Source organism: Thalassobacillus devorans MSP14 (assembly GCF_000496835.1).
GTDB classification, from domain to species: Bacteria; Bacillota; Bacilli; order Bacillales; family Halobacillaceae; genus Thalassobacillus; species Thalassobacillus devorans_B.
The window spans coordinates 92021-110148 of record NZ_KI543239.1 but is presented as its reverse complement, the minus strand read 5'-3'; the positions used below and the strand labels follow the sequence as shown (position 1 = coordinate 110148).

Annotated in this window: 18 protein-coding genes; 4 read left to right on the top strand and 14 right to left on the bottom strand. The window is 44.9% G+C overall.

The window, feature by feature from the left end; genetic code table 11:
* The first annotated feature begins 89 nt into the window (after positions 1-89).
* From P855_RS0119550 to P855_RS0119540, 3 genes are all read left to right on the top strand, one after another.
* Complete coding sequence (locus tag P855_RS0119550; protein WP_028785122.1) at positions 90-2429, top strand: M14 family zinc carboxypeptidase; 2340 nt, start codon at positions 90-92, stop codon at positions 2427-2429.
* A 207-nt stretch (positions 2430-2636) separates the two neighbouring features.
* Positions 2637-3203: a hypothetical protein gene (locus P855_RS0119545; protein ID WP_028785121.1), complete on the top strand. Its 567-nt coding sequence runs from the start codon at positions 2637-2639 to the stop codon at positions 3201-3203.
* A 69-nt stretch (positions 3204-3272) separates the two neighbouring features.
* On the top strand, positions 3273-3905 hold the full coding sequence (locus tag P855_RS0119540) for a spore coat protein (RefSeq protein WP_028785120.1): 633 nt from the start codon (positions 3273-3275) through the stop codon (positions 3903-3905).
* 147 nt (positions 3906-4052) lie between these two features.
* Here P855_RS0119540 and P855_RS0119535 read toward each other — a convergent pair whose 3' ends face one another.
* The 13 genes from P855_RS0119535 to P855_RS0119475 all read right to left on the bottom strand — a co-directional run bounded on the left by P855_RS0119535 (position 4053) and on the right by P855_RS0119475 (position 16607).
* Complete coding sequence (locus tag P855_RS0119535) at positions 4053-4931, bottom strand: SMP-30/gluconolactonase/LRE family protein (protein ID WP_028785119.1); 879 nt, start codon at positions 4929-4931, stop codon at positions 4053-4055.
* Positions 4932-5021: 90 nt separating this feature from the next.
* Positions 5022-6602, bottom strand: a complete 1581-nt coding sequence (locus P855_RS0119530) for a long-chain-fatty-acid--CoA ligase (RefSeq protein ID WP_028785118.1) — start codon at positions 6600-6602, stop codon at positions 5022-5024.
* A gap of 196 nt (positions 6603-6798) precedes the next feature.
* Positions 6799-8004: a thiolase family protein gene (locus P855_RS0119525; protein WP_028785117.1), complete on the bottom strand. Its 1206-nt coding sequence runs from the start codon at positions 8002-8004 to the stop codon at positions 6799-6801.
* Positions 8001-8867 (bottom strand): 3-hydroxyacyl-CoA dehydrogenase, encoded by an 867-nt coding sequence (locus tag P855_RS0119520; RefSeq protein ID WP_028785116.1) that lies wholly within the window; start codon positions 8865-8867, stop codon positions 8001-8003. Before P855_RS0119520 ends, P855_RS0119525 begins: the two co-directional genes overlap by 4 nt.
* Positions 8868-9029: 162 nt before the next feature.
* On the bottom strand, positions 9030-10547 hold the full coding sequence (locus tag P855_RS0119515) for an aldehyde dehydrogenase family protein (protein ID WP_028785115.1): 1518 nt from the start codon (positions 10545-10547) through the stop codon (positions 9030-9032).
* A 75-nt stretch (positions 10548-10622) separates the two neighbouring features.
* Complete coding sequence (locus P855_RS0119510; protein WP_028785114.1) at positions 10623-11396, bottom strand: enoyl-CoA hydratase-related protein; 774 nt, start codon at positions 11394-11396, stop codon at positions 10623-10625.
* Positions 11397-11408: 12 nt separating this feature from the next.
* Positions 11409-12185 carry an enoyl-CoA hydratase/isomerase family protein gene (locus tag P855_RS0119505; RefSeq protein WP_028785113.1) on the bottom strand — a complete coding sequence of 259 codons (777 nt, stop codon included), beginning with the start codon at positions 12183-12185 and terminating at the stop codon, positions 11409-11411.
* A complete protein-coding gene (locus P855_RS0119500; protein ID WP_028785112.1) occupies positions 12178-12486 on the bottom strand; it encodes an EthD family reductase in 309 nt (102 codons plus the stop codon). The genes P855_RS0119505 and P855_RS0119500 overlap by 8 nt, the downstream gene beginning before the upstream one ends.
* Positions 12487-12511: 25 nt before the next feature.
* Positions 12512-13009 (bottom strand): 1,2-phenylacetyl-CoA epoxidase subunit PaaD, encoded by a 498-nt coding sequence (paaD, locus tag P855_RS0119495; RefSeq protein ID WP_028785111.1) that lies wholly within the window; start codon positions 13007-13009, stop codon positions 12512-12514.
* A 25-nt stretch (positions 13010-13034) separates the two neighbouring features.
* Complete coding sequence (paaC, locus tag P855_RS0119490; RefSeq protein ID WP_028785110.1) at positions 13035-13847, bottom strand: 1,2-phenylacetyl-CoA epoxidase subunit PaaC; 813 nt, start codon at positions 13845-13847, stop codon at positions 13035-13037.
* Positions 13844-14200: a 1,2-phenylacetyl-CoA epoxidase subunit PaaB gene (paaB, locus tag P855_RS0119485; RefSeq protein ID WP_028785109.1), complete on the bottom strand. Its 357-nt coding sequence runs from the start codon at positions 14198-14200 to the stop codon at positions 13844-13846. Before paaB ends, paaC begins: the two co-directional genes overlap by 4 nt.
* A gap of 19 nt (positions 14201-14219) precedes the next feature.
* The gene (gene paaA / locus P855_RS0119480) at positions 14220-15188 is read right to left on the bottom strand and encodes a 1,2-phenylacetyl-CoA epoxidase subunit PaaA (RefSeq protein ID WP_028785108.1); all 969 of its coding nucleotides are present in this window, start codon (positions 15186-15188) and stop codon (positions 14220-14222) included.
* 456 nt (positions 15189-15644) lie between these two features.
* Positions 15645-16607 carry a LacI family DNA-binding transcriptional regulator gene (locus P855_RS0119475; protein WP_028785107.1) on the bottom strand — a complete coding sequence of 321 codons (963 nt, stop codon included), beginning with the start codon at positions 16605-16607 and terminating at the stop codon, positions 15645-15647.
* Between the two features lie 84 nt (positions 16608-16691).
* Between P855_RS0119475 and P855_RS22690 the strand changes: the two genes are divergently transcribed.
* On the top strand, positions 16692-16820 hold the full coding sequence (locus P855_RS22690) for a hypothetical protein (protein ID WP_268744501.1): 129 nt from the start codon (positions 16692-16694) through the stop codon (positions 16818-16820).
* Here the strand turns inward: P855_RS22690 and P855_RS0119465 are convergent.
* Positions 16805-17440, bottom strand: coding sequence for a uracil-DNA glycosylase (locus P855_RS0119465; RefSeq protein ID WP_028785106.1), 636 nt, complete (start codon positions 17438-17440; stop codon positions 16805-16807). The genes P855_RS22690 and P855_RS0119465 overlap by 16 nt on opposite strands.
* Positions 17441-18128: the final 688 nt, after the last annotated feature.

Below are 18128 nucleotides of genomic sequence, written 5' to 3'. Positions count from 1 at the left end.
TTTTATTGATTTTGTAAAATCTGAGTGGAAGATTATTGAATTTATATTAATAAATATAGTTGAATAAATATGAAGGGAGAGATTTACATATGCAAAAAATAATTATCCGAGCGCTCTTGTTGGCAATTATTATTATGGGGCCGTTAGCTATTGCTTCAACAAAAGCTGCTTTGGCACAGAAACAAAGTCCGTATAACTCGGAACACTATGATTATGTTACGTATGAGGAAATAGTAGAGGATTTGAAGCGCATTGAAAAAAACAGCAACCGGGTATCCTTGGAAGTCGTGGGACAGTCGACAGAAGGACGCGACATTTACGCTGTTACAATCAGTGACCCTGAAGCTAAAGGAAAATACGGCAAAATACAGGCACTAAGAAATAAAATGTTCAAAAACCCGGAAGACGCACAGAAATGGGTGGACAAGCATCCAGACTTCAAGGTCCCGATCATGATTGATGGCTCTATTCATGGTAATGAGTTCGTCGGTTCTGATGCAGTTTTGCAACTGATTGAGCGTTTTGCTTTTGAAAACGACCAGGAGACAACAGAGATTTTAGAAAATAATATCCTGATTTTCAACGTAATCGTAAACCCTGACGGTCGTGTAAACGCAACCAGGTATAACGCAGAAGGAATTGACTTAAACCGTGACTATATTACACAATCCCAACCGGAAACAGAAGCATCGGTGAAACTGATTACGAAATGGAACCCTATGGTTTTTCTGGATTTACATGGATATGTGAATTATTCAGATGAAAAGCCTGGGTTAATCGAGCCTACTACCCCGCCACATAACCCGAACTATGAATATGACTTATACTCCAAGTGGGCGCTTGAGCAGGCAGAAGCGATGGAAGCAGAAATTGTAAATAATAAAGAAATTTATGAAACAGAATTCTATCAAAATATTAAAGGTGTGCACATCCCCGCCCGGGATGCAGAAGCCGGCTGGGACGACTACCCGCCAATCTTCGCACCAATGTACGCGATGTATCATGGTGCATATGGGGCAACAATCGAAGCCCCATCCAACACTTGGGACGGAGTAAAGTGGCAAATAAATTCCGTAATGGGCGCTCTAAAATTTGCTACGGAAAATAAAGATGCGATGGTCAAAGACCAGATTGAAATTTTTGAAAGAGGCATCAATTTTCAGCACCCTGACCATGAGGAAGGTTTCTTCCCGGAAGCTTATGTGCTTCCAGTGGATGAAGTTGACCCTAACTCTACACTTAAAGCAATCGAGCATTTAAAGCAGAATGACATTAAAGTAGAAAAAGCAAAACAACCTTTCACTCTGGACGGGAAAACATATGAAGCTGGAACATACATCGTTCCTATGAATCAGGCAAAAGCCGGCCTGGCAAACACAATCCTCTGGGATGGTGAAGATATCAGCGACGATACTTCCGCTATGTATGATATTTCCGCCTGGAGCTTCCCTGAGTTATGGGGATTTAATGCAGTTCCAGTTCAAAAAGAACCTGACGTTCAATCCGTGGCTGTCAATCACATAAAAGCAGAGGGAGCTCTTTCAGGCAAGGGTCCTTATTTAATCCCGAATAGCTCCACAGAAGCTGTTTCCCTTGTAAATGAGCTGCTTCAAAGTGGAATGACCGTCTATCAAGATAACAATAGTAACTTTTACGTGGAAAACCAGCCTGGCAGCGACCTGCATACGCTCGTCAAAGATTCAAATATAAAATTGGAAACGAAAAAAATACCGGCCCAGGCAGAGCCCTTGGAAAGTGTGGAAGTGGCGATTTTAAAAGACGGAGGCATTTGGAAATCGCAATCTCATTCAGGTACCCGGATCGCTCTTGAAAAGCTAGGGTTTGAAGTTAATGAAGTCAGCCCTCAACAAGTAGCGGAACAAGGATTGAGCAGCTATGACGTGTTCTTCTACAGCGGAACCGAAAGCTTGATTTCGTATCAGCTTTCTGCCGCCAATAAGCCATTCGGGTTAGAGAACGCTCAGCAATTCGAAACTTTCCAACAGCAAGTGAACGAGTTTGTTTTAGATGGCGGGAAATATATTGCTGTCGGAGCCGGTGGCTCTAAAGCTACAAAAACAATCGGACTTACTGATGCTGTTATCGAGACCGGCAGACGTAATAGCAACGGAATTGTGAACGTAGATTATCAAGATTCTCCATTAACTGCAGGCTATGACAGAAATGATATCGGTTTTGTCTACAATCCAGTTTGGTACACCAATTTGAGTGATCAGACGGTGGCAGCCTCTTTTGCAGAAACTGACTTTTTCCAGGCAGGTTTCTGGAAAAATAGTGAAACAGCCGCTGGAGAAGCTGTTATCATACAGGAGAAGGATAAAGATGTGACGTTGATCGGGTTAGAAGCCGGATTCCGTGATCATACCTATTATCTGTACCGTTTGCTTTCCAACGCTATTTTTGAATAACTGATGAAACCCTCGCGAATTCGAATACGCGAGGGTTTTTTCTATCTAATCAAATAAGCGATTGAAGTGGAAACATTTGTCTCATATATCATGGACCATTCTCATATTAAATGTGATTTAAGAGGTAAAGCTGGTTTGTAAAGTTGAGTTTTCTTTTGTGTTACCTTACGATTTATTTAAAATCCACTGTCAGAAAGAAGGAAACGTATGAAAAAGATGTCTGCACTCACCTTTTTACTCAGCCTTGCCACTGGGCTTTTGGTATTTTTATTACGACCACGGAAAGCCCGGGCCCCTATGGTTCATAAAGATCCAGCCAAGTACCCTGGAACAAACATAGCAATATCCCCTGGTGATTTATTGTTTTCTCCAATTGGTCAAAGTGAATCGAAGTACGTTGGCCATGTGGGTATCGTAAATCAACACAAGGAAGTCATCCATTCGATACCATCCGGTCTCATGAAGGATAATATGGACCGGTATTTTCAAAAATTTCGTGCCATATCGATCTATACTCCAAAGGAACCGGAAGACGGTGTGATGGCAGCCGATTACCTGGAAGGACTATATAAAAAGTATCCAAAAGCTGCTTACCGAATCATGACTCCACTCGGCACTGCAGATCATGAACAATATTGTTCAAAAATCGTGTGGCAGGCTTATTACTATGGGGCCGGAGTGAATCTGAAAAATCTCTCCCCTTCCAGAAAAGCCATTCATCCGGAATGGCTGAAAGACAGTAAGTTTTTGACCCGGAAGGCTAAAAACCTATAAACATCACCCTACATAATTTTCCTGAATCAGTTAAAGATAGGGAAGAAGCTATGATATGGAGGGAAAACTATGCAAAATCAAAACCAAATGAATCAGCCCCGGATGAATGGCAGCCAGCAGGTGTCTTCTAATATGCCTCCTAATATAAGCCATGGAGGGCATGAGCTTTTTGATGCTCACGAAGTCATTGGCGGAGTGATAGGTATGCTCGATCAGTATAAAATGTTCGAGCAAAATATCCAGGATCCGGAATTAAAAGATATTTTGACCAGACAGGTAAACTTTACTACAGAGCTTTATAATATAATGACGGAAAGCTTCAAGACTGGTCAAAAACCATCTCAGTCTACCCATGTCTATAAAATGACACTAAACAATGATGTCGTTTATGGAATGAAACCCGGCCAGCCTAAGAAACCGGTACAAAACCCGACAGAACTGACTGATGCCGAATATTCCTCCTTCATGCTTGCCCAGGTGAAGGGATTGGCATCCACCATGGCGATGACTGCTCTTGAAATGACGAACCCTGTGTTACGAAGGGTTGTGGCCGATAGCGTGCCAAACTTAATTGAAATGAGCTATGAGTTGTTCTTATATCAAAATAAGCATGGCTATTACCAAGTACCACAGCTTGCCCAGCAGGATATGACGCAAATGCTCCAAAGCTATGCACCGGCTCCACAACAACCGTTGAATTAAAAAGCAAAAAGGCTGCCCCGGATGGCAGTCTTTTTGCTTAGATTTAACTGCTGATGCCATTTAAATACTGACGGCTTTTTGCATTCAGACCCAATTATTCGGCTTTCAAATGCCATGATTTGGCGTTCAGCAAAATCACCTGATCGCTTATCCTTTAAAAAAATAACTCGGGGTACCGGTGACCTCTGTCTTAACTTTAAACAATCCTCCCGCCGATGGAAACTTCCTCCAATCTTCTTCTTCCATGCCGACACTTGCAGTGGTAATATACAACTCGTTCATTTCCTTACCACCAAACACGCAGGAAGTGACATTCAATGCAGGAACAGGAATTGAACGCAATTGTTCTCCTTTACCAGGATTCCAGACAGATATTTTTGAACCGCCCCAATGGGCAATCCATAAGTTCCCTTCTGCATCTATCGTCATGCCATCAGGCTTCCCTTCACCCTCAGGTATTTCTACTACAATCGCAGGATTGTCGATAGCACCCTCATATTTATCATATTCATACCGGACAACCTGTTTGGTTGGTGTATCAATGTAGTACATATAACGATTATCCGGCGACCAGGCAAGTCCATTGGAAGTACTGACACGGTCTACCTTTTTTTCTACGTGGAAATTTTTATCCAGACAGTACAACCCTCCATTTTCCGGAATGCCGCTATAGCTCATAGTACCGGCCCAAAAGCGCCCTTCCGGATCACACTTGCCATCATTGAAACGGTTTTCCGAAACGCCCGCTTCCGGGTCATTGATTTGCCGTGTTTCACCCGTTTCTAAATCTAACGAATAAAAACCTTCTTCCATAGCGGCGATAGCCCCACCGGAATCCCTCAGCACCACTGCGCCTACTCGCTGATCAACATGGATTTCTCTATTTTCGCCATCTTTAGGATTGTAAATATGGACTTTTTTTCCTTCGATATCCACCCAGTAAAGCATCTGTTGGTCCCTATCCCAGCTTGGTCCTTCTCCTAGATAAGCTTTCGCATCCATTACCAATTCTACATTTCCGATCATCTTCATTCCTCCTTAACATTCATTTCCCCTTCTTCCGATAAAAAAACAACCCCCGATGTTACGTTATCAGGGGCTGTCAAAATCTCAATTTTAATTGACCATCCGACCCTTATCTTCCCAGAAAGAGTTACGGATGACGACTTTTTGGATTTTACCTGAGGCGGTTTTAGGCAGTTCATCGGTGAACGTGATACTTTTCGGTGCTTTAAAATGCGCAAGCTTCTCGCGGCAGAATGCTATGATTTCATCTTCGGATAATGTTTCTCCCTCTCTCAGGACAACGACCGCATGAGGCACCTCTCCCCACTTATCATTCGGTACAGCCACTACAGCTGCTTCCAGTACCGATGGGTGTTCATACAGGGCGCCTTCAACTTCGATAGAGGAAATATTTTCCCCGCCACTGATGATGACATCCTTCTTACGATCGACGATTTCAATATTCCCACCTTCATCAACAACCGCCATATCTCCAGTATGCAGCCACCCGTTGCGGATTGTTTCATTGGTCGCTTCCGGGTTCTTATAGTACCCTTCCATCATGCCATTTGTCTGCGTAACGATTTCCCCAATCGCTTTGCCATCATGCGGAACTTCGTCACCAAGCTCATCAACGACTTTGACTTTGCTGGCTATCATCTCATACCCTGCTTTTGCTTTCAGACGGTACCTTTCTTCCGGTGGAAGGTCAACATCCATGGAGCGCAGCTCCGATGTCGTAATCAGCGGGGAAATTTCTGTCATCCCATACACCTGGATGAACTTCCATTTCAGATCTTCCTCCACTTTTCTTACAAAAGCTGGCGGTGGCGCAGAGCCTGCGATGACTACCCGGACGTCCTGATCCATAGCCGGCTGTTCTGCTTCATAAGCTTCAATCACCATATTCAGTACAGTTGGCGCCATATGAAGAATGGAAACTTTATGTTTTTGAACTTTTTCAAGAATAAGCCCAGGATCTGTTTTACGCAACATCACCTGTGTGGCACCATTAGCTGTATAGTAAAATGGAGAGCCCCAGCCATTAACATGAAACATCGGCAGCACATGCAACAATGTATCTTGATCGGATACTTGTAAATGATGCATGGTAGATAATGCATGCAGATAGTTGGCACGATGGCTCAGTAATACACCTTTCGGGTTACCCGTGGTTCCACTCGTGTACAGTAAGGATGCAATATCAGACTCTTCCAGATCTACCCGGTCAAAGCTTTCATTAGAAAAGCCAGTCAGCCATTTTTCATAAGCCAGACAGCCATCTTTTTCTTCTCCATGGATAATAACCTGTTCCAATGAAGGCAGCTTTGGCAGTATTTCCTCTACCAATGGATAAAGGTCCCTGTCTACGAACAGCACTTTGCTTTCACTGTGCTCAAGAATAAATTGATAGTCAGCCGGCTTTAATCTCGTATTTAATGGAGTCATAATAGCTCCGACTTGGAAAACACCATAGAATCCTTCCAGCATTTCTTTCGTATTAGGTGCCAGATATGCTACTTTATCTCCCTTTTTCACCCCAAGCGCCTGCAGCCCTCGGGAAAGTTGATTGACACGCTCATTCATCTGCCGGTACGTTAGAGTCCGTTCGTCATCAATGATTGCCGGCTTATCTCCGTAAAGTTTAACCGCTCGATCTAAGAAATCAGTCAACAATAATGGTACATGCATGGAATCAGCTCTCCCTTTCACTTTTTTAAAGCGTTTACATCTATTATTGTAATGTTTTACCTGTTATATATCAATTGCATCCTGTTAAATAACTGTTTTTTAATAGATTCGTAGTGGTAATCATCCTGGAAGAAAATTATTTAAAAAATTAAAAGAACACAAGCTAATGCCTGTGTTCTTTTAATCCATAACCAGTTTATGTACGCGTGTTTTCTACAATGGTAGCAATTCCCTGACCGACCCCGACACACATCGTCGCCAGTCCATAACGGACCTCCTGCTTGTTCATCTCATGGATCAGCGTCGTCAAAATCCTCGCACCACTGGCGCCTAACGGATGACCGAATGCAATCGCCCCACCGTTGACATTTACTTTTTTTTCATCCAGCTCAAGCTGTCGGATGCATTCCAGTGACTGTGAAGCGAACGCCTCGTTCAACTCGATCAGTCCTACATCTGACATGGACAGGTTCGAACGCTTCATCGCTTTTCTGGTCGCAAAGATAGGGCCAAGTCCCATCACTTTTGGTTCCAGTCCTGCTGTTGCAGAAACTACATATTTTGCCAGAGGTTCTAATCCCAATTCCTCCGCTTTCTCTTTTGACATCAGTAAGAGGGCGGATGCACCGTCGTTGACACCGGAGGCATTCCCGGCTGTAATCGTTCCGCCATCAAATAAGGGACGGAGCTTTCCGAGCTTCTCCAAGCTGGTCTCCGGGCGGGGGTGTTCATCCGTATTGACAGTGATCGTGTTACCTTTCCGATCATGATAGGTAACCGGAACGATTTCTTCCCTGAAGCGGCCGGATTCCATTGCCTGTTTCGCTTTCTGCTGGCTGCCATAAGCGAATTCATCCTGTTTTTCCCGGGGAACCTGATAACGTTCGGCGACATTTTCTGCTGTTTGAGGCATACTGTCGGTTCCATATTCTCTCGCCAGCTTATCATTGATAAAACGCCAGCCAATAGTGGTATCAAACATTTCCTGATTACCCCTCGGAAAATCTCTTTCCGGTTTTCCCATGACGAAAGGTGCCCGTGTCATACTCTCTGTACCACCAGCTATAAACATATCGCCTTCCCCCGTCATAATAGCACGAGCAGCATAATTGACCGCATCAAGTCCCGATCCGCATAAGCGATTGACTGTGACACCGGCAACTTCAACCGGAAGACCGGCAAGCAGAGCCGACATCCGGGCAACATTGCGGTTATCTTCACCAGCCTGATTGGCATTGCCTAACACAACTTCTTCCAACTCATTGGCAGGGACTCCCGTATTCCGCTCCAACAGCGAGCGGATGACTACTGCCCCTAAGTCATCAGGCCGGATATGCTTTAATGCACCACGATATCTTCCTATTGGGGTACGGACAGCATCAACGATGACGACTTCTCTCATTTCAGCACTTCCTTTTTCCGATAATCATATACTCCACGCCCTGTTTTCCTTCCTAACCGGCCAGCTTTTACATATTGCTCTAACAAAGGTGCAGGACGATATTTCTCGCCTAGTTTCTCATGCAGGTATTTCAAGTTGTTCAACCTGGCATCAAGCCCTACCAGGTCTCCCAGTTCAAACGGTCCCATCGGGTAATTGAGACCCAGTTTAATCGCTTTATCTATTTCTTCCGCTGTTCCTACACCTTCCTGTAGCATGTAAAAAGCTTCATTTCCCACCAGCGTACTGATTCTGCTCGTCACAAAACCAGGAAATTCATTCACTACGACCGTTTCTTTCCCCATTTGTTCAGCAACTTCTCTAATCACCTCTGCAGTTTCATCACTCGTCTCCAGTCCGCGTACAATTTCAACAAGCGGCATTTTGTATACAGGATTAAAAAAGTGCATCGCTATCAGCTTCTCCGGACGTTTCGTAAAGGAGCCGATTTCTGTCGGGCTCATCGTTGAAGTGTTGGTAGCGAAATAACAGGCCTCTTTGGCGTGCTGATCCACCGTTTCAAACACCGATCGCTTGATTTCCTGCTTTTCCGGTACCGCTTCAATCACTAAATCGGCATCTCGGGCAGCTTGTGCCAAATCAGCAGCATAGCCTAATCGTGCATGAGCCTGATTACGCTGTTCCGGTGTAATTTTCCCCTTTTCAATACCTTTTTGGAAAACTTGATCCAATTCCCCCTCTGCACTGGCAAGCTGTTCTTCTTTGATATCTACAAGTATTGTCTCATAACCGCCGACAGCACTAACATAAGCTATTCCTCTTCCCATCACGCCTGAACCGACGACTACTATTTTATTAATCACGACCTAACCCCCAGTAATCTTTTTTTCTTACTTAACAGACAGCTATTTCGCCTTATCTCTTTCCTAACCGAATTAACGCTAACATCTTCTTCCCTAACTCTCTGATTACAATCGAAAGGAGAAGGCTGTCTCCAGGAGACAGCCTTTAAATTCACTGCTTTATCATACGCCGAGCGGGTTGATCGGCTTGCTGCCATAATAAGAGATGATGCTCTTCGTCTCGGTATATAAATCAAGCGTTTCCACGCACAGCTCGCGTCCGAATCCGGACTGTTTATAGCCTCCGAATGGTGTACCCGGGAATGCGGAGAATGGGCAGTTGACCATTACGATACCCGCTTCGATCTGGTTAGCTACGCGGGTTGCCCGTCCGTGATCTTTTGTCCAAACCGCGGATCCTAAACCATAGTCACTATCGTTTGCAAGCTTGATCACTTCTTTTTCATCACTGAACTTCATGACGACAACGACCGGTCCGAAGATTTCTTCCTTTACTGCTTTCATATAATGGTTCACATCTGTAATTACTGTTGGCTCATACCAGTGACCATTTTCATAACCTTCCACTACCGCAGGCTTCCCGCCAGCCAATACAGTCGCGCCATCTTCAACCGCTGATTTTACATAGCTATCAATGACTTCAAGCTGTTGCTGGCTGATGATTGCGCCGATGTGGCTCTCTTTTTCAAACGGATTACCAAGCTTCAGCTTCTTCGTTTTCTCCACGAATTTCTCCATGAATTCATCGTAGATATCCTCATGGACATACAAGCGGGAGCGCGCTTCGCAGGACTGTCCGGTATTGTAAAATATTCCAAACAAGGAACCATCAACAGCCGCATCGACATCGGTATCATCAAATACGATGCTAGGCGACTTGCCGCCAAGCTCCAATGTGACTCGTTTCAAAGTCTCGGAAGCTTTTGCCATGATATCTTTTCCAATAGGTGTAGAACCGGTGAAGGCAACCTTGTCGACGTCTTTATGCTCTACTAAATGGTTACCTGCTTCAGAACCGGAGCCGGGAACAATGTTGACGACACCTTCCGGGACACCGGCTTCGATGCAAATTTCGCCCATTACAATGGCAGTCAACGGTGTAAGCGAGGCAGGTTTTACGACTACAGAACACCCAGCCGCAATTGCCGGAGCTACTTTCCAGGCTGCCATCATCATAGGATAATTCCATGGAATGATCTGGGCACAGACCCCGACCGGCTCTTTTTCTGTATAGTTATGGAACGCGCCTGGCATATTGTTTACCGTTCCGCGATGGCCGACAATTGCCCCTGCATAAAACTCGAAGTCTTCAATAGCTTGCATAACCTGCCCCTGTGCGGCTGCTAATGTCTTACCTGAATCGAGTATCTCCAACTCTACTAATTCGTTGAAACGGGAACGCATGATACCTGCGATTTTATTCATGGTACGTGAGCGCTTATTGATAGGATAGCGCTTCCATTTTCCGTTATCAAAAGCGTTACGTGCTGCTGCTACGGCGCGATCGACGTCTTCAATCGATGCTTTATCCACTTGTGCAATCGCTTCGCCTGTCGCCGGATTATGGATGGTCATCGTTTCACCTGTAGAACTCTCCGTACGTTCACCATTAATGATCATATGATAGCGATCACGTTTCATGTCCAACTGTTCTAACTTCTGTTCTTTTACTTGTGCCATAATGTTTCCACTCCTTTAATAATATTTTTCCAGCTTGCTAATAAATTTCTCCGAACGCCTAAAAATACCTTCTTCCTACTTCCCGGTGAATTCCGGTTTGCGCTTTTGTAAAAATGCTTCGACGCCTTCTTTGTAGTCGGATGTCAACCCGGCAATTCGCTGTCCCTGGGCTTCTTTTTCCAAATACTCATCCAGCTCCATCGTCCAGCTCTCTTTTAAATTGCGCTTGATCAGCTGGATTGCTGTGGTCGGCATGGTCGCCAGCCGTCCGGCAAACTGTTCCACTTCACTTTGCAAAGACTCTTCCGGAACCACTTTTGTGACCAGACCGAATTCTTTCGCTTCCTCAGCCGTAACTTTCTCCCCGAGAATCGCTAATTCCAGTGCCCTGGCATGTCCAACCAGCCGTGGCAGGTAATACAAATTTCCGGCATCAGGAATCAATCCGACATGGATAAACGCCTCGACCATGCTCGCTTTTTCAGAAGCGATTCGGAAATCACAGGCAAGGGCAAGGCTCATACCTGCTCCTGCTGCTACTCCGTTCAATGCAGCCACAATCGGCTTGTCACAACGTGCAATTTCCTTAATCATCGGCCCATAATAATTACGGATGATATCCCCCAAATTGGTAGATTCATTGACCTCGGATAAATCCTGACCGGAACAAAAAGCACGGCCTTCCCCAGTGATGACCAGACAGCGGACGTCCGCATCCTTGTCAGCCTTCTTGACGGCCTGCTGCACTTCCTTGTTCATCTGGCCGATAAAAGCATTGAGCTTGTCGGGCCGGTTCATGGTTATCCAGGCAATGTTGTTATGTATCTGGTAGTTGATTGTCTCGAACATGTCTACCCCTCCTTACTTACCTTTGAAGTTCGGCCGCCGTTTTTCAATAAATGCTTTCATCCCTTCCTTTTGATCCTCAGAAGCGAATAACAAGTAAAAATTCTTGCGCTCCAGCTGCATTCCTTCATCCAGTGGCTGATCGACGGCTGCGTCGACAGCTTCTTTAATCAACCGTAAGGATAACGGTGGCTGATTCACAAGTCGGCGCGCAAATGCCTCCGTTTCTTCCATCAGTAATTCCGGCGCCACCAGGCGGGCTGCTAATCCATAGTCATAAGCTTGCCGTGCAGTCATTTTGTCTCCCGTCCATAACCAGCGCAGTGCATGGGTCTTCCCCAACATTTTAGTCAGCCGCTGTGTACCTCCTGCTCCCGGCATCACTCCAATATTCACTTCCGGGAAACCGAAGCTTGCCGTATCTGCAGCAAAAATCATATCACATGCCAGCGCCAGTTCAAATCCTCCCCCAAGAGCAAATCCATGAACGGCACAAATGACCGGTTTCTTCACTCTCGCAATCCGGTCCCAATCGGCAAACGGGTTGTTCATTTCAAAATCGATCGGTCCATCGTCAGCCATTTCATCAATGTCAGCACCAGCAGCGAATGCACGTCCATTCCCGCTCAACAGGATCACGTTTACGCTTTCATCCTGATCAAACATTTCCAAAGCTGAAATGACCTCTCTTACCATCCCCCGGTTCAGCGCATTCAAGACCTCAGGACGGTTCAATTCGATCAACGCCACCTGCTCCTTGACGCTTGTTCGGATGAAAGTAAAATCACTCATCTACTTCTTCTCCAACCATCAAGGTGACATAATCACCCGCAAATCCCATTAAATCTTTCCCCGAAGCTTTACCTTCATCCGTTTTCATCGCTTCCTGCAGCGCATCATAGCTGTCATAATACATTTCGCACATCAGGTAATACTTCCCTTCTCCGCCCATCGGAGATCCTGTGACTCTTGTAACCTTCATTTCTTTTAAACCAGGTATCTTCGCTGTGATAGGAGCATGGGTGTTGAAATAATGTTCGTCAAACTTTTCCTTATCCTCCGGATGCTTGTAAAGCGCGATCATTTTAACCATCATTCATCATCCCTTTCCATTAGAATTACATCATGGTCGATACAGGTTTCATTGCTTCAAAAGGATTTTTACATTGTTTACAGTACAAAATGCTGCGGCATGCGGTTGGGCCGAAAATATTATCCATGGTCGTATAAGTCGATTCACAATACGGACAGTCCACATGCCAGGCACCGTCAGGACCAAGCTTTTCAGGTGGAGGAGCGATACCGAACTCTTTCAGCCGCTGACGTCCCTCGGCAGTCACCCTTTCTGATGTCCAGGGCGGGTCATACACAAATACCGCGGATGCCTTTTCCACCCAATCCAGTTCGAGCAATTTGTTTTCCACGTTAGCCTTGATAATTTCAAGAGCAGGACAGCCCATGAAGGTTGGAAGCATTTTCACCTCCACTGAATCTCTTTCAATGGTAATCTGTTCTACCATCCCTAAATCAAGTACGCTGACAGAATCAATTTCAGGATCTTTCACCAGGGCAAGCATTTCCCGAACAGACTGTTCTGAAGTTGATACTAAGCTCATGCCCACCCCTCCTTTCCAGTTTTATTTACCAGCTGGCGACCGGATTTTGCCGGTATACTTCTCCTAACGTAGTGAGAGCACTGTTCAAGTCTTCCGTATGAACACCCTCACGTCCGTTTCCATGTTTTGACTGAACGGGCGGAAGAGAAAGTGGAAGGGACTCGAACACCTTTTCCATTTCCGTGTGCCAGCGCCGGGTCAGCACTTCTTCAGGTTCAATCAGACCGAACGCTGCCATTTCTTCTCCCTTAGGACCTAAGGTCAGTACGCCCCCCATATCTGCAGATACTTTTTCAACAGCGTGCTTCATCCGTTCCGGAGCCTCCCCCTTTGCTGTAGCAAGCTGTGTGAACCATGTTTTCCAATGAAGGAGATGATAATATAATTCCATATTGATTTTCACAGCAGCATCAGCTAATGGCCGGTAGGAAGAGTTTTTTAACGAATCAATCCTGATTTTCTTCGCCTGCGCGTAAAAATAGTTACGTACTACCGCAAAAGCCCAGTCGTAGAGTGGCTTCTTCAAATAATGCCCAGGGCCATTCACTTCCTCGAGCAGTACGGCATTCTTCCGCTGGGATGCTTCCCGGCCATGAGCCAAGGCATCGGCATCCCCTTCCCCTAAGTCTTCTAAAAGCTGATAATAGATGGCCGCATGCCCCATCGTATCCTGGTTAATCGAAGAAAAAGCGACATCTTCTTCGATATGAGGAGCTAGCCCCAGCCATTCCGAACCACGAAAAGCGATGATGAAATCGTCATCGGCCAGCTGATACAATAATTCCGTCAAAGTTGCTTTATATTTTGGATCGGCTTGTGCTTCCTGGACTGATTTCATTGTTTCTCCTCCCCTCCCCATGACAAAATTTCTTTCTCATCTAAAATATTCTGTTCATAGTGGCGCCACTTCTTCTTCAAATATCCATATCCTTTTGTATTACGATATTGTTTATTATCCAGTCGCTGCAGGGATTCTTTTTCATCCTGTGTCATTTTACGGATATGTGAACGTTTCACCACCCAAATATCTGCAACCGGCTGCCTCCGCATGAAATTTTCCTGCGCCATGACCAGAGCGATCTCTTCGTTTGGTGCCAACAGGCTGAATTGATGCTGAACCTGATCTCCATTCGACTTACTGCTGAAAACTTCAAACTCCTGATAAAAATCACGTCCGTTATTTGTCGTCATATCCATCCCCCCGTCTTTTTCATACACCTGCGCCGGCCGGGCTTAACGCTTCACGCACCCACGCATTATTTTCATAAGCGGTAATTCTTAGATCAAGACGATCTTTTGATTTAGGACCGTTATTTCGTACAATATCTTTAAACTTGTTCCAATCCGGCTGACGGTACACCCACTGCTCCTTCTCCTTGTTGTAATGGAGCGTTTCATCCGGGATTGTCAAACCCAGCGAAAGAACTCTTGGAATATATTTATCCAGAAAAGCTTGACGCAGCTCTTCATTCGTTTTTGTACGGATACGGTATTTGATGGTCGTATCCTGTTTAGAGGTTCCAGTAGTGTTAGAGCTCGCCGGCCCAAAGAACATCAACAATGATTCCCACCAACGGTCGATCGCATCCTGGATCAATGACCTCTGCTCTTCTGTCCCTTCTGCCAAAGCCATGATAATCGCCTCTCCGTGCTGGGCGTGAAATACTTCTTCTGCACAGATACGTTTCAACGCACGGGCATATGGACCATAAGAAGCCTTAAGCATATTCGTCTGCGTAATGATAGCAGCTCCATCAACAAGCCAGCCGATTAAACCGGCATCTCCCCAAGTAGGGGCGGGCATATGAAACACATTATGAAACTTCAAATCTCCTCTGAATAAATCTTGCATGATTTCTTCTCGTGTTTTCCCCAACGGTTTCATTAAATCCTCTGCCACCCTCAACAACAGCTGGCCATGACCCATTTCATCCTGCACTTTAGCCATGATTCCAAGCTTCCTCCGTAATGAGGGTGCTTTCGGTACCCATTCTTTTTCTGGAAGCGCTCCCATAATTTCACTGATTCCATGCATGGAAATCAATTTAATCAATGTCATCCGGTAATCATCCGGCATCCAGTCATCCGCTTCGATTTTTTCTCCTCTTTCGATACGCTCCATAAATTGCGTATACTTTTCTTCTTCTGATAAGCGATCGTAGGATAAAGTCGTTGACATTTCACTACCTCCCTTTTATTCATCACGATTGACAAACGTTAACAAATTAATATGTCATGCCAGCCAGGCAGACATCCTCTCTGAATAATAAGATACTTTCATTTTGTGCGGCGGAACGGTTATGTTTATGTAAGAGGTAAATCTATTATCATTTGTATAACGTTATAAAATCGTAACGATGAATAAGTGTTATATTATTTAACCTAACGATAACGTGACAACAGTGAAAAGTCAATACGTTTTCAGAAAATTATAAAGAATTCAAAAGCGTAAGCTACTGTTTATCGGCGATTGGAGTGACTATTAGAAAAGACTAAGGCTTGTCGCCAAGTACTTATGGCAACAAGCCTTAGTCTTTTCATATACTTTAATCCTTTAACAAAATTAATATTTTCCTAAAGTATAAAAATAGCCTTCCATTACCCAATGGTCGGCTATCCCTATTTTCCCTATTTCCTATACAGTTTTCCGTTCAACCAACTCAAACGGTAAAGATTTATGGATGACTTTTACATCCTGGGTGGCTTGCTGAAATGCTTCCTTTCCTATTGTTGGAAGTGGAAGCTGGATTGTAGTAATCTGGAGAGCTTCTGCTAACGGCTGATCATCAAATCCAATGACCGCCAGATTATCCGGTATCGAAACCCCCAGTTTTTCTGCTTCCAGAATAATTCCCGCTGCGACTAAATCATTTGTTACCACAAGAGCGGTTGGAGCTTCTTTCATATCACGCCACTCCCGAAGAACGCGCGCTCCATCTTCCATATGTAAACATCGCTCAAAGATCCATTTTTCAGTCACTGCTTCTCCAATTTTGCCCAGCTGATCACGGTATGCTTCATGCCGCTTCTGGCTATTGCTACCTTTTCTTCTCCCGATACAGTAGCCGATTTTCCGGTGTCCTTTTTGTATGAGCAATTCCATTCCACGCTGAAAAGCCTGATAGTGATCGATATAGATCGTTGAAATCTGATTATCCATTTTATTCTCACAGACAACCACCGGTCCATACGCACGATACTCTTTCAGTATATGCCACGGAGAATTTCGCGAAGTGAAAATAACTCCATCTACCTGCTTCAATCGCAGCATATCGAGTGCTTCGACTTCTTTATCCACTTGATAATTGGTCTGGATTACCATAAGCTTATATCCATTTGCTTCCGCTCCGTCAGCGATCCCCTCCAGCAGCCTGCTGAAGTAAGGGTGATTGATATAAGGAAGAACGACTCCGATAACGAAAGTCTTCCCTTTTGAAAGATGGACAGCGTTAATGTTCTGCTGATAATCAAGCTCCTGTACCGCCTGCCAAACCGCTCTTCTTTTCTCATCTTTCACGTATGGATGATTGTTCAAAACACGGGAAACCGTAGCAACGGACACCTGGGCAAGTTTGGCAATATCACGGATGTTGCTCATGTATTTCCCTCCTTACTGAAAATTATCCTTGCTCTGAAACGCGTTTCATAAATTAAAGTATAACCAACGAAGGAGGTGCGAAACATGGCAGGTGTAATCGTACTGGTTGTTATGTGCTCAACGGTCCTTGCAGCGGCTCATTCAGTCGTAAAAGAAAACCATCCTAATGAACCGCACAGTATTCAAAGCTTCAACGATTATTTCATCAAGTGACCTTTCAACTGATCCAGCGCTGCATATATATCCTCTTTAATGACAGGGTTATAAAAAACGGCTGCTGGATGGTATAGCGGGATGACTGTGAATTTCTCTTCAGTAAAAGTGTAATTTGAGCTTGTTTCATCTTTCAATTTTTTGATTGGTGTCTCGATGGGTTTTCCCACTACTTCGGTCATTTTATCCTTCCGCCCTGTTAAACGTTCATAAGCGACACTGCCGAGCGCTATAATCCAGCGGGGGTTCATTTGTTCAATTTGATAATCGAGAATAGGAGCGTGGGCCAGTATCTCCTTTTGATTAGGCTTTCGGTTGGCCTTACGCTTTCCTCCTGCTCCTTTCCTGTTGGTCTCGACCCATTTATAAGGACGGCTGCGAACCGCACTGGTAATATAGACATCGTCCCGTGTCAATCCTAGATAATCCAATTGCTTATCCAGCTCTTTCCCAGCCCGCCCGATGAATGGTTTTCCTTCCACTGCTTCTTTTTCACCAGGAGCTTCTCCGACAATCATGATATCACCATTTTCATTCCCGGCTCCGATCACTAATCCTTCGGTATCGTAGGGAGCAATTCTTTCTTCAGCAAGTCTGATTAAATTCGTTGGTAATTTCATCTTCTCACCTTCATCTGTTAATTTAGCTGCTCTTTAACCGCAATATTTCCCTTTTTATGAAGATGCAAAACAGGTTAGCATCCGCTGTTTCCCCGCCTCTTTCCCAAGGGATTCTACTTTCTATGGATAAAGTAAGGTTAAACATGGTTGTTGATTTTTCATAAAAAGGTTTATTCAATTAAATGGCCGAATTGTGGAAGACTCAGTTTCAAAGTAATTTGGGTTCGTTACCGAGACAGGGGAAAGGGTGGCTGGGAAACGATTCGCTTTCCTGTGGGGGAGGCTGGCAAGCCTCCTCGGCCGTTTCACGACCTGTGGGGTCTCGCCTAGCCCCTTCTCCCACGGGAGTCTCACCGTTTCCCCGCCACCTTATCCATATTTTGACGAACGAACCCTACGTTGTGAGAAGATATCTTCCATATTTTCTGCATGAAAAGCTCAATGATTCAGGACATAAGCTCTTTTCAGCTGTTAAGATGGTGGTTCTGCATATCGATGTTTCCGTTAGTCTTACAAACGCAAGGAGGGCCGGGAAATTGCGAGACTCCTATGGGAGTATAGTACATGGTGAGATCCCGCAGGGCTTTAGCCCGAGGAAGCTCACCGTCCGCCCATGGAAAGCGAGTGATTTCCCGGACCTCCAAACCGTTACTATCGTAACGGAAACAATGTATCTCGAAACTGAGTC

Coding starts and splice junctions, on each gene's coding strand:
- P855_RS0119550 (WP_028785122.1), top strand. CDS start 90: ATGCAAAAAATAATTATCCGAGCGCTCTTGTTGGCAATTATTATTATG.
- P855_RS0119545 (WP_028785121.1), top strand. CDS start 2,637: ATGAAAAAGATGTCTGCACTCACCTTTTTACTCAGCCTTGCCACTGGG.
- P855_RS0119540 (WP_028785120.1), top strand. CDS start 3,273: ATGCAAAATCAAAACCAAATGAATCAGCCCCGGATGAATGGCAGCCAG.
- P855_RS0119535 (WP_028785119.1), bottom strand. CDS start 4,931: ATGATCGGAAATGTAGAATTGGTAATGGATGCGAAAGCTTATCTAGGA.
- P855_RS0119530 (WP_028785118.1), bottom strand. CDS start 6,602: ATGCATGTACCATTATTGTTGACTGATTTCTTAGATCGAGCGGTTAAA.
- P855_RS0119525 (WP_028785117.1), bottom strand. CDS start 8,004: ATGAGAGAAGTCGTCATCGTTGATGCTGTCCGTACCCCAATAGGAAGA.
- P855_RS0119515 (WP_028785115.1), bottom strand. CDS start 10,547: ATGGCACAAGTAAAAGAACAGAAGTTAGAACAGTTGGACATGAAACGT.
- P855_RS0119510 (WP_028785114.1), bottom strand. CDS start 11,396: ATGTTCGAGACAATCAACTACCAGATACATAACAACATTGCCTGGATA.
- P855_RS0119505 (WP_028785113.1), bottom strand. CDS start 12,185: ATGAGTGATTTTACTTTCATCCGAACAAGCGTCAAGGAGCAGGTGGCG.
- P855_RS0119500 (WP_028785112.1), bottom strand. CDS start 12,486: ATGGTTAAAATGATCGCGCTTTACAAGCATCCGGAGGATAAGGAAAAG.
- paaD (WP_028785111.1), bottom strand. CDS start 13,009: ATGAGCTTAGTATCAACTTCAGAACAGTCTGTTCGGGAAATGCTTGCC.
- paaC (WP_028785110.1), bottom strand. CDS start 13,847: ATGAAATCAGTCCAGGAAGCACAAGCCGATCCAAAATATAAAGCAACT.
- paaB (WP_028785109.1), bottom strand. CDS start 14,200: ATGACGACAAATAACGGACGTGATTTTTATCAGGAGTTTGAAGTTTTC.
- paaA (WP_028785108.1), bottom strand. CDS start 15,188: ATGTCAACGACTTTATCCTACGATCGCTTATCAGAAGAAGAAAAGTAT.
- P855_RS0119475 (WP_028785107.1), bottom strand. CDS start 16,607: ATGAGCAACATCCGTGATATTGCCAAACTTGCCCAGGTGTCCGTTGCT.
- P855_RS22690 (WP_268744501.1), top strand. CDS start 16,692: ATGGCAGGTGTAATCGTACTGGTTGTTATGTGCTCAACGGTCCTTGCA.
- P855_RS0119465 (WP_028785106.1), bottom strand. CDS start 17,440: ATGAAATTACCAACGAATTTAATCAGACTTGCTGAAGAAAGAATTGCT.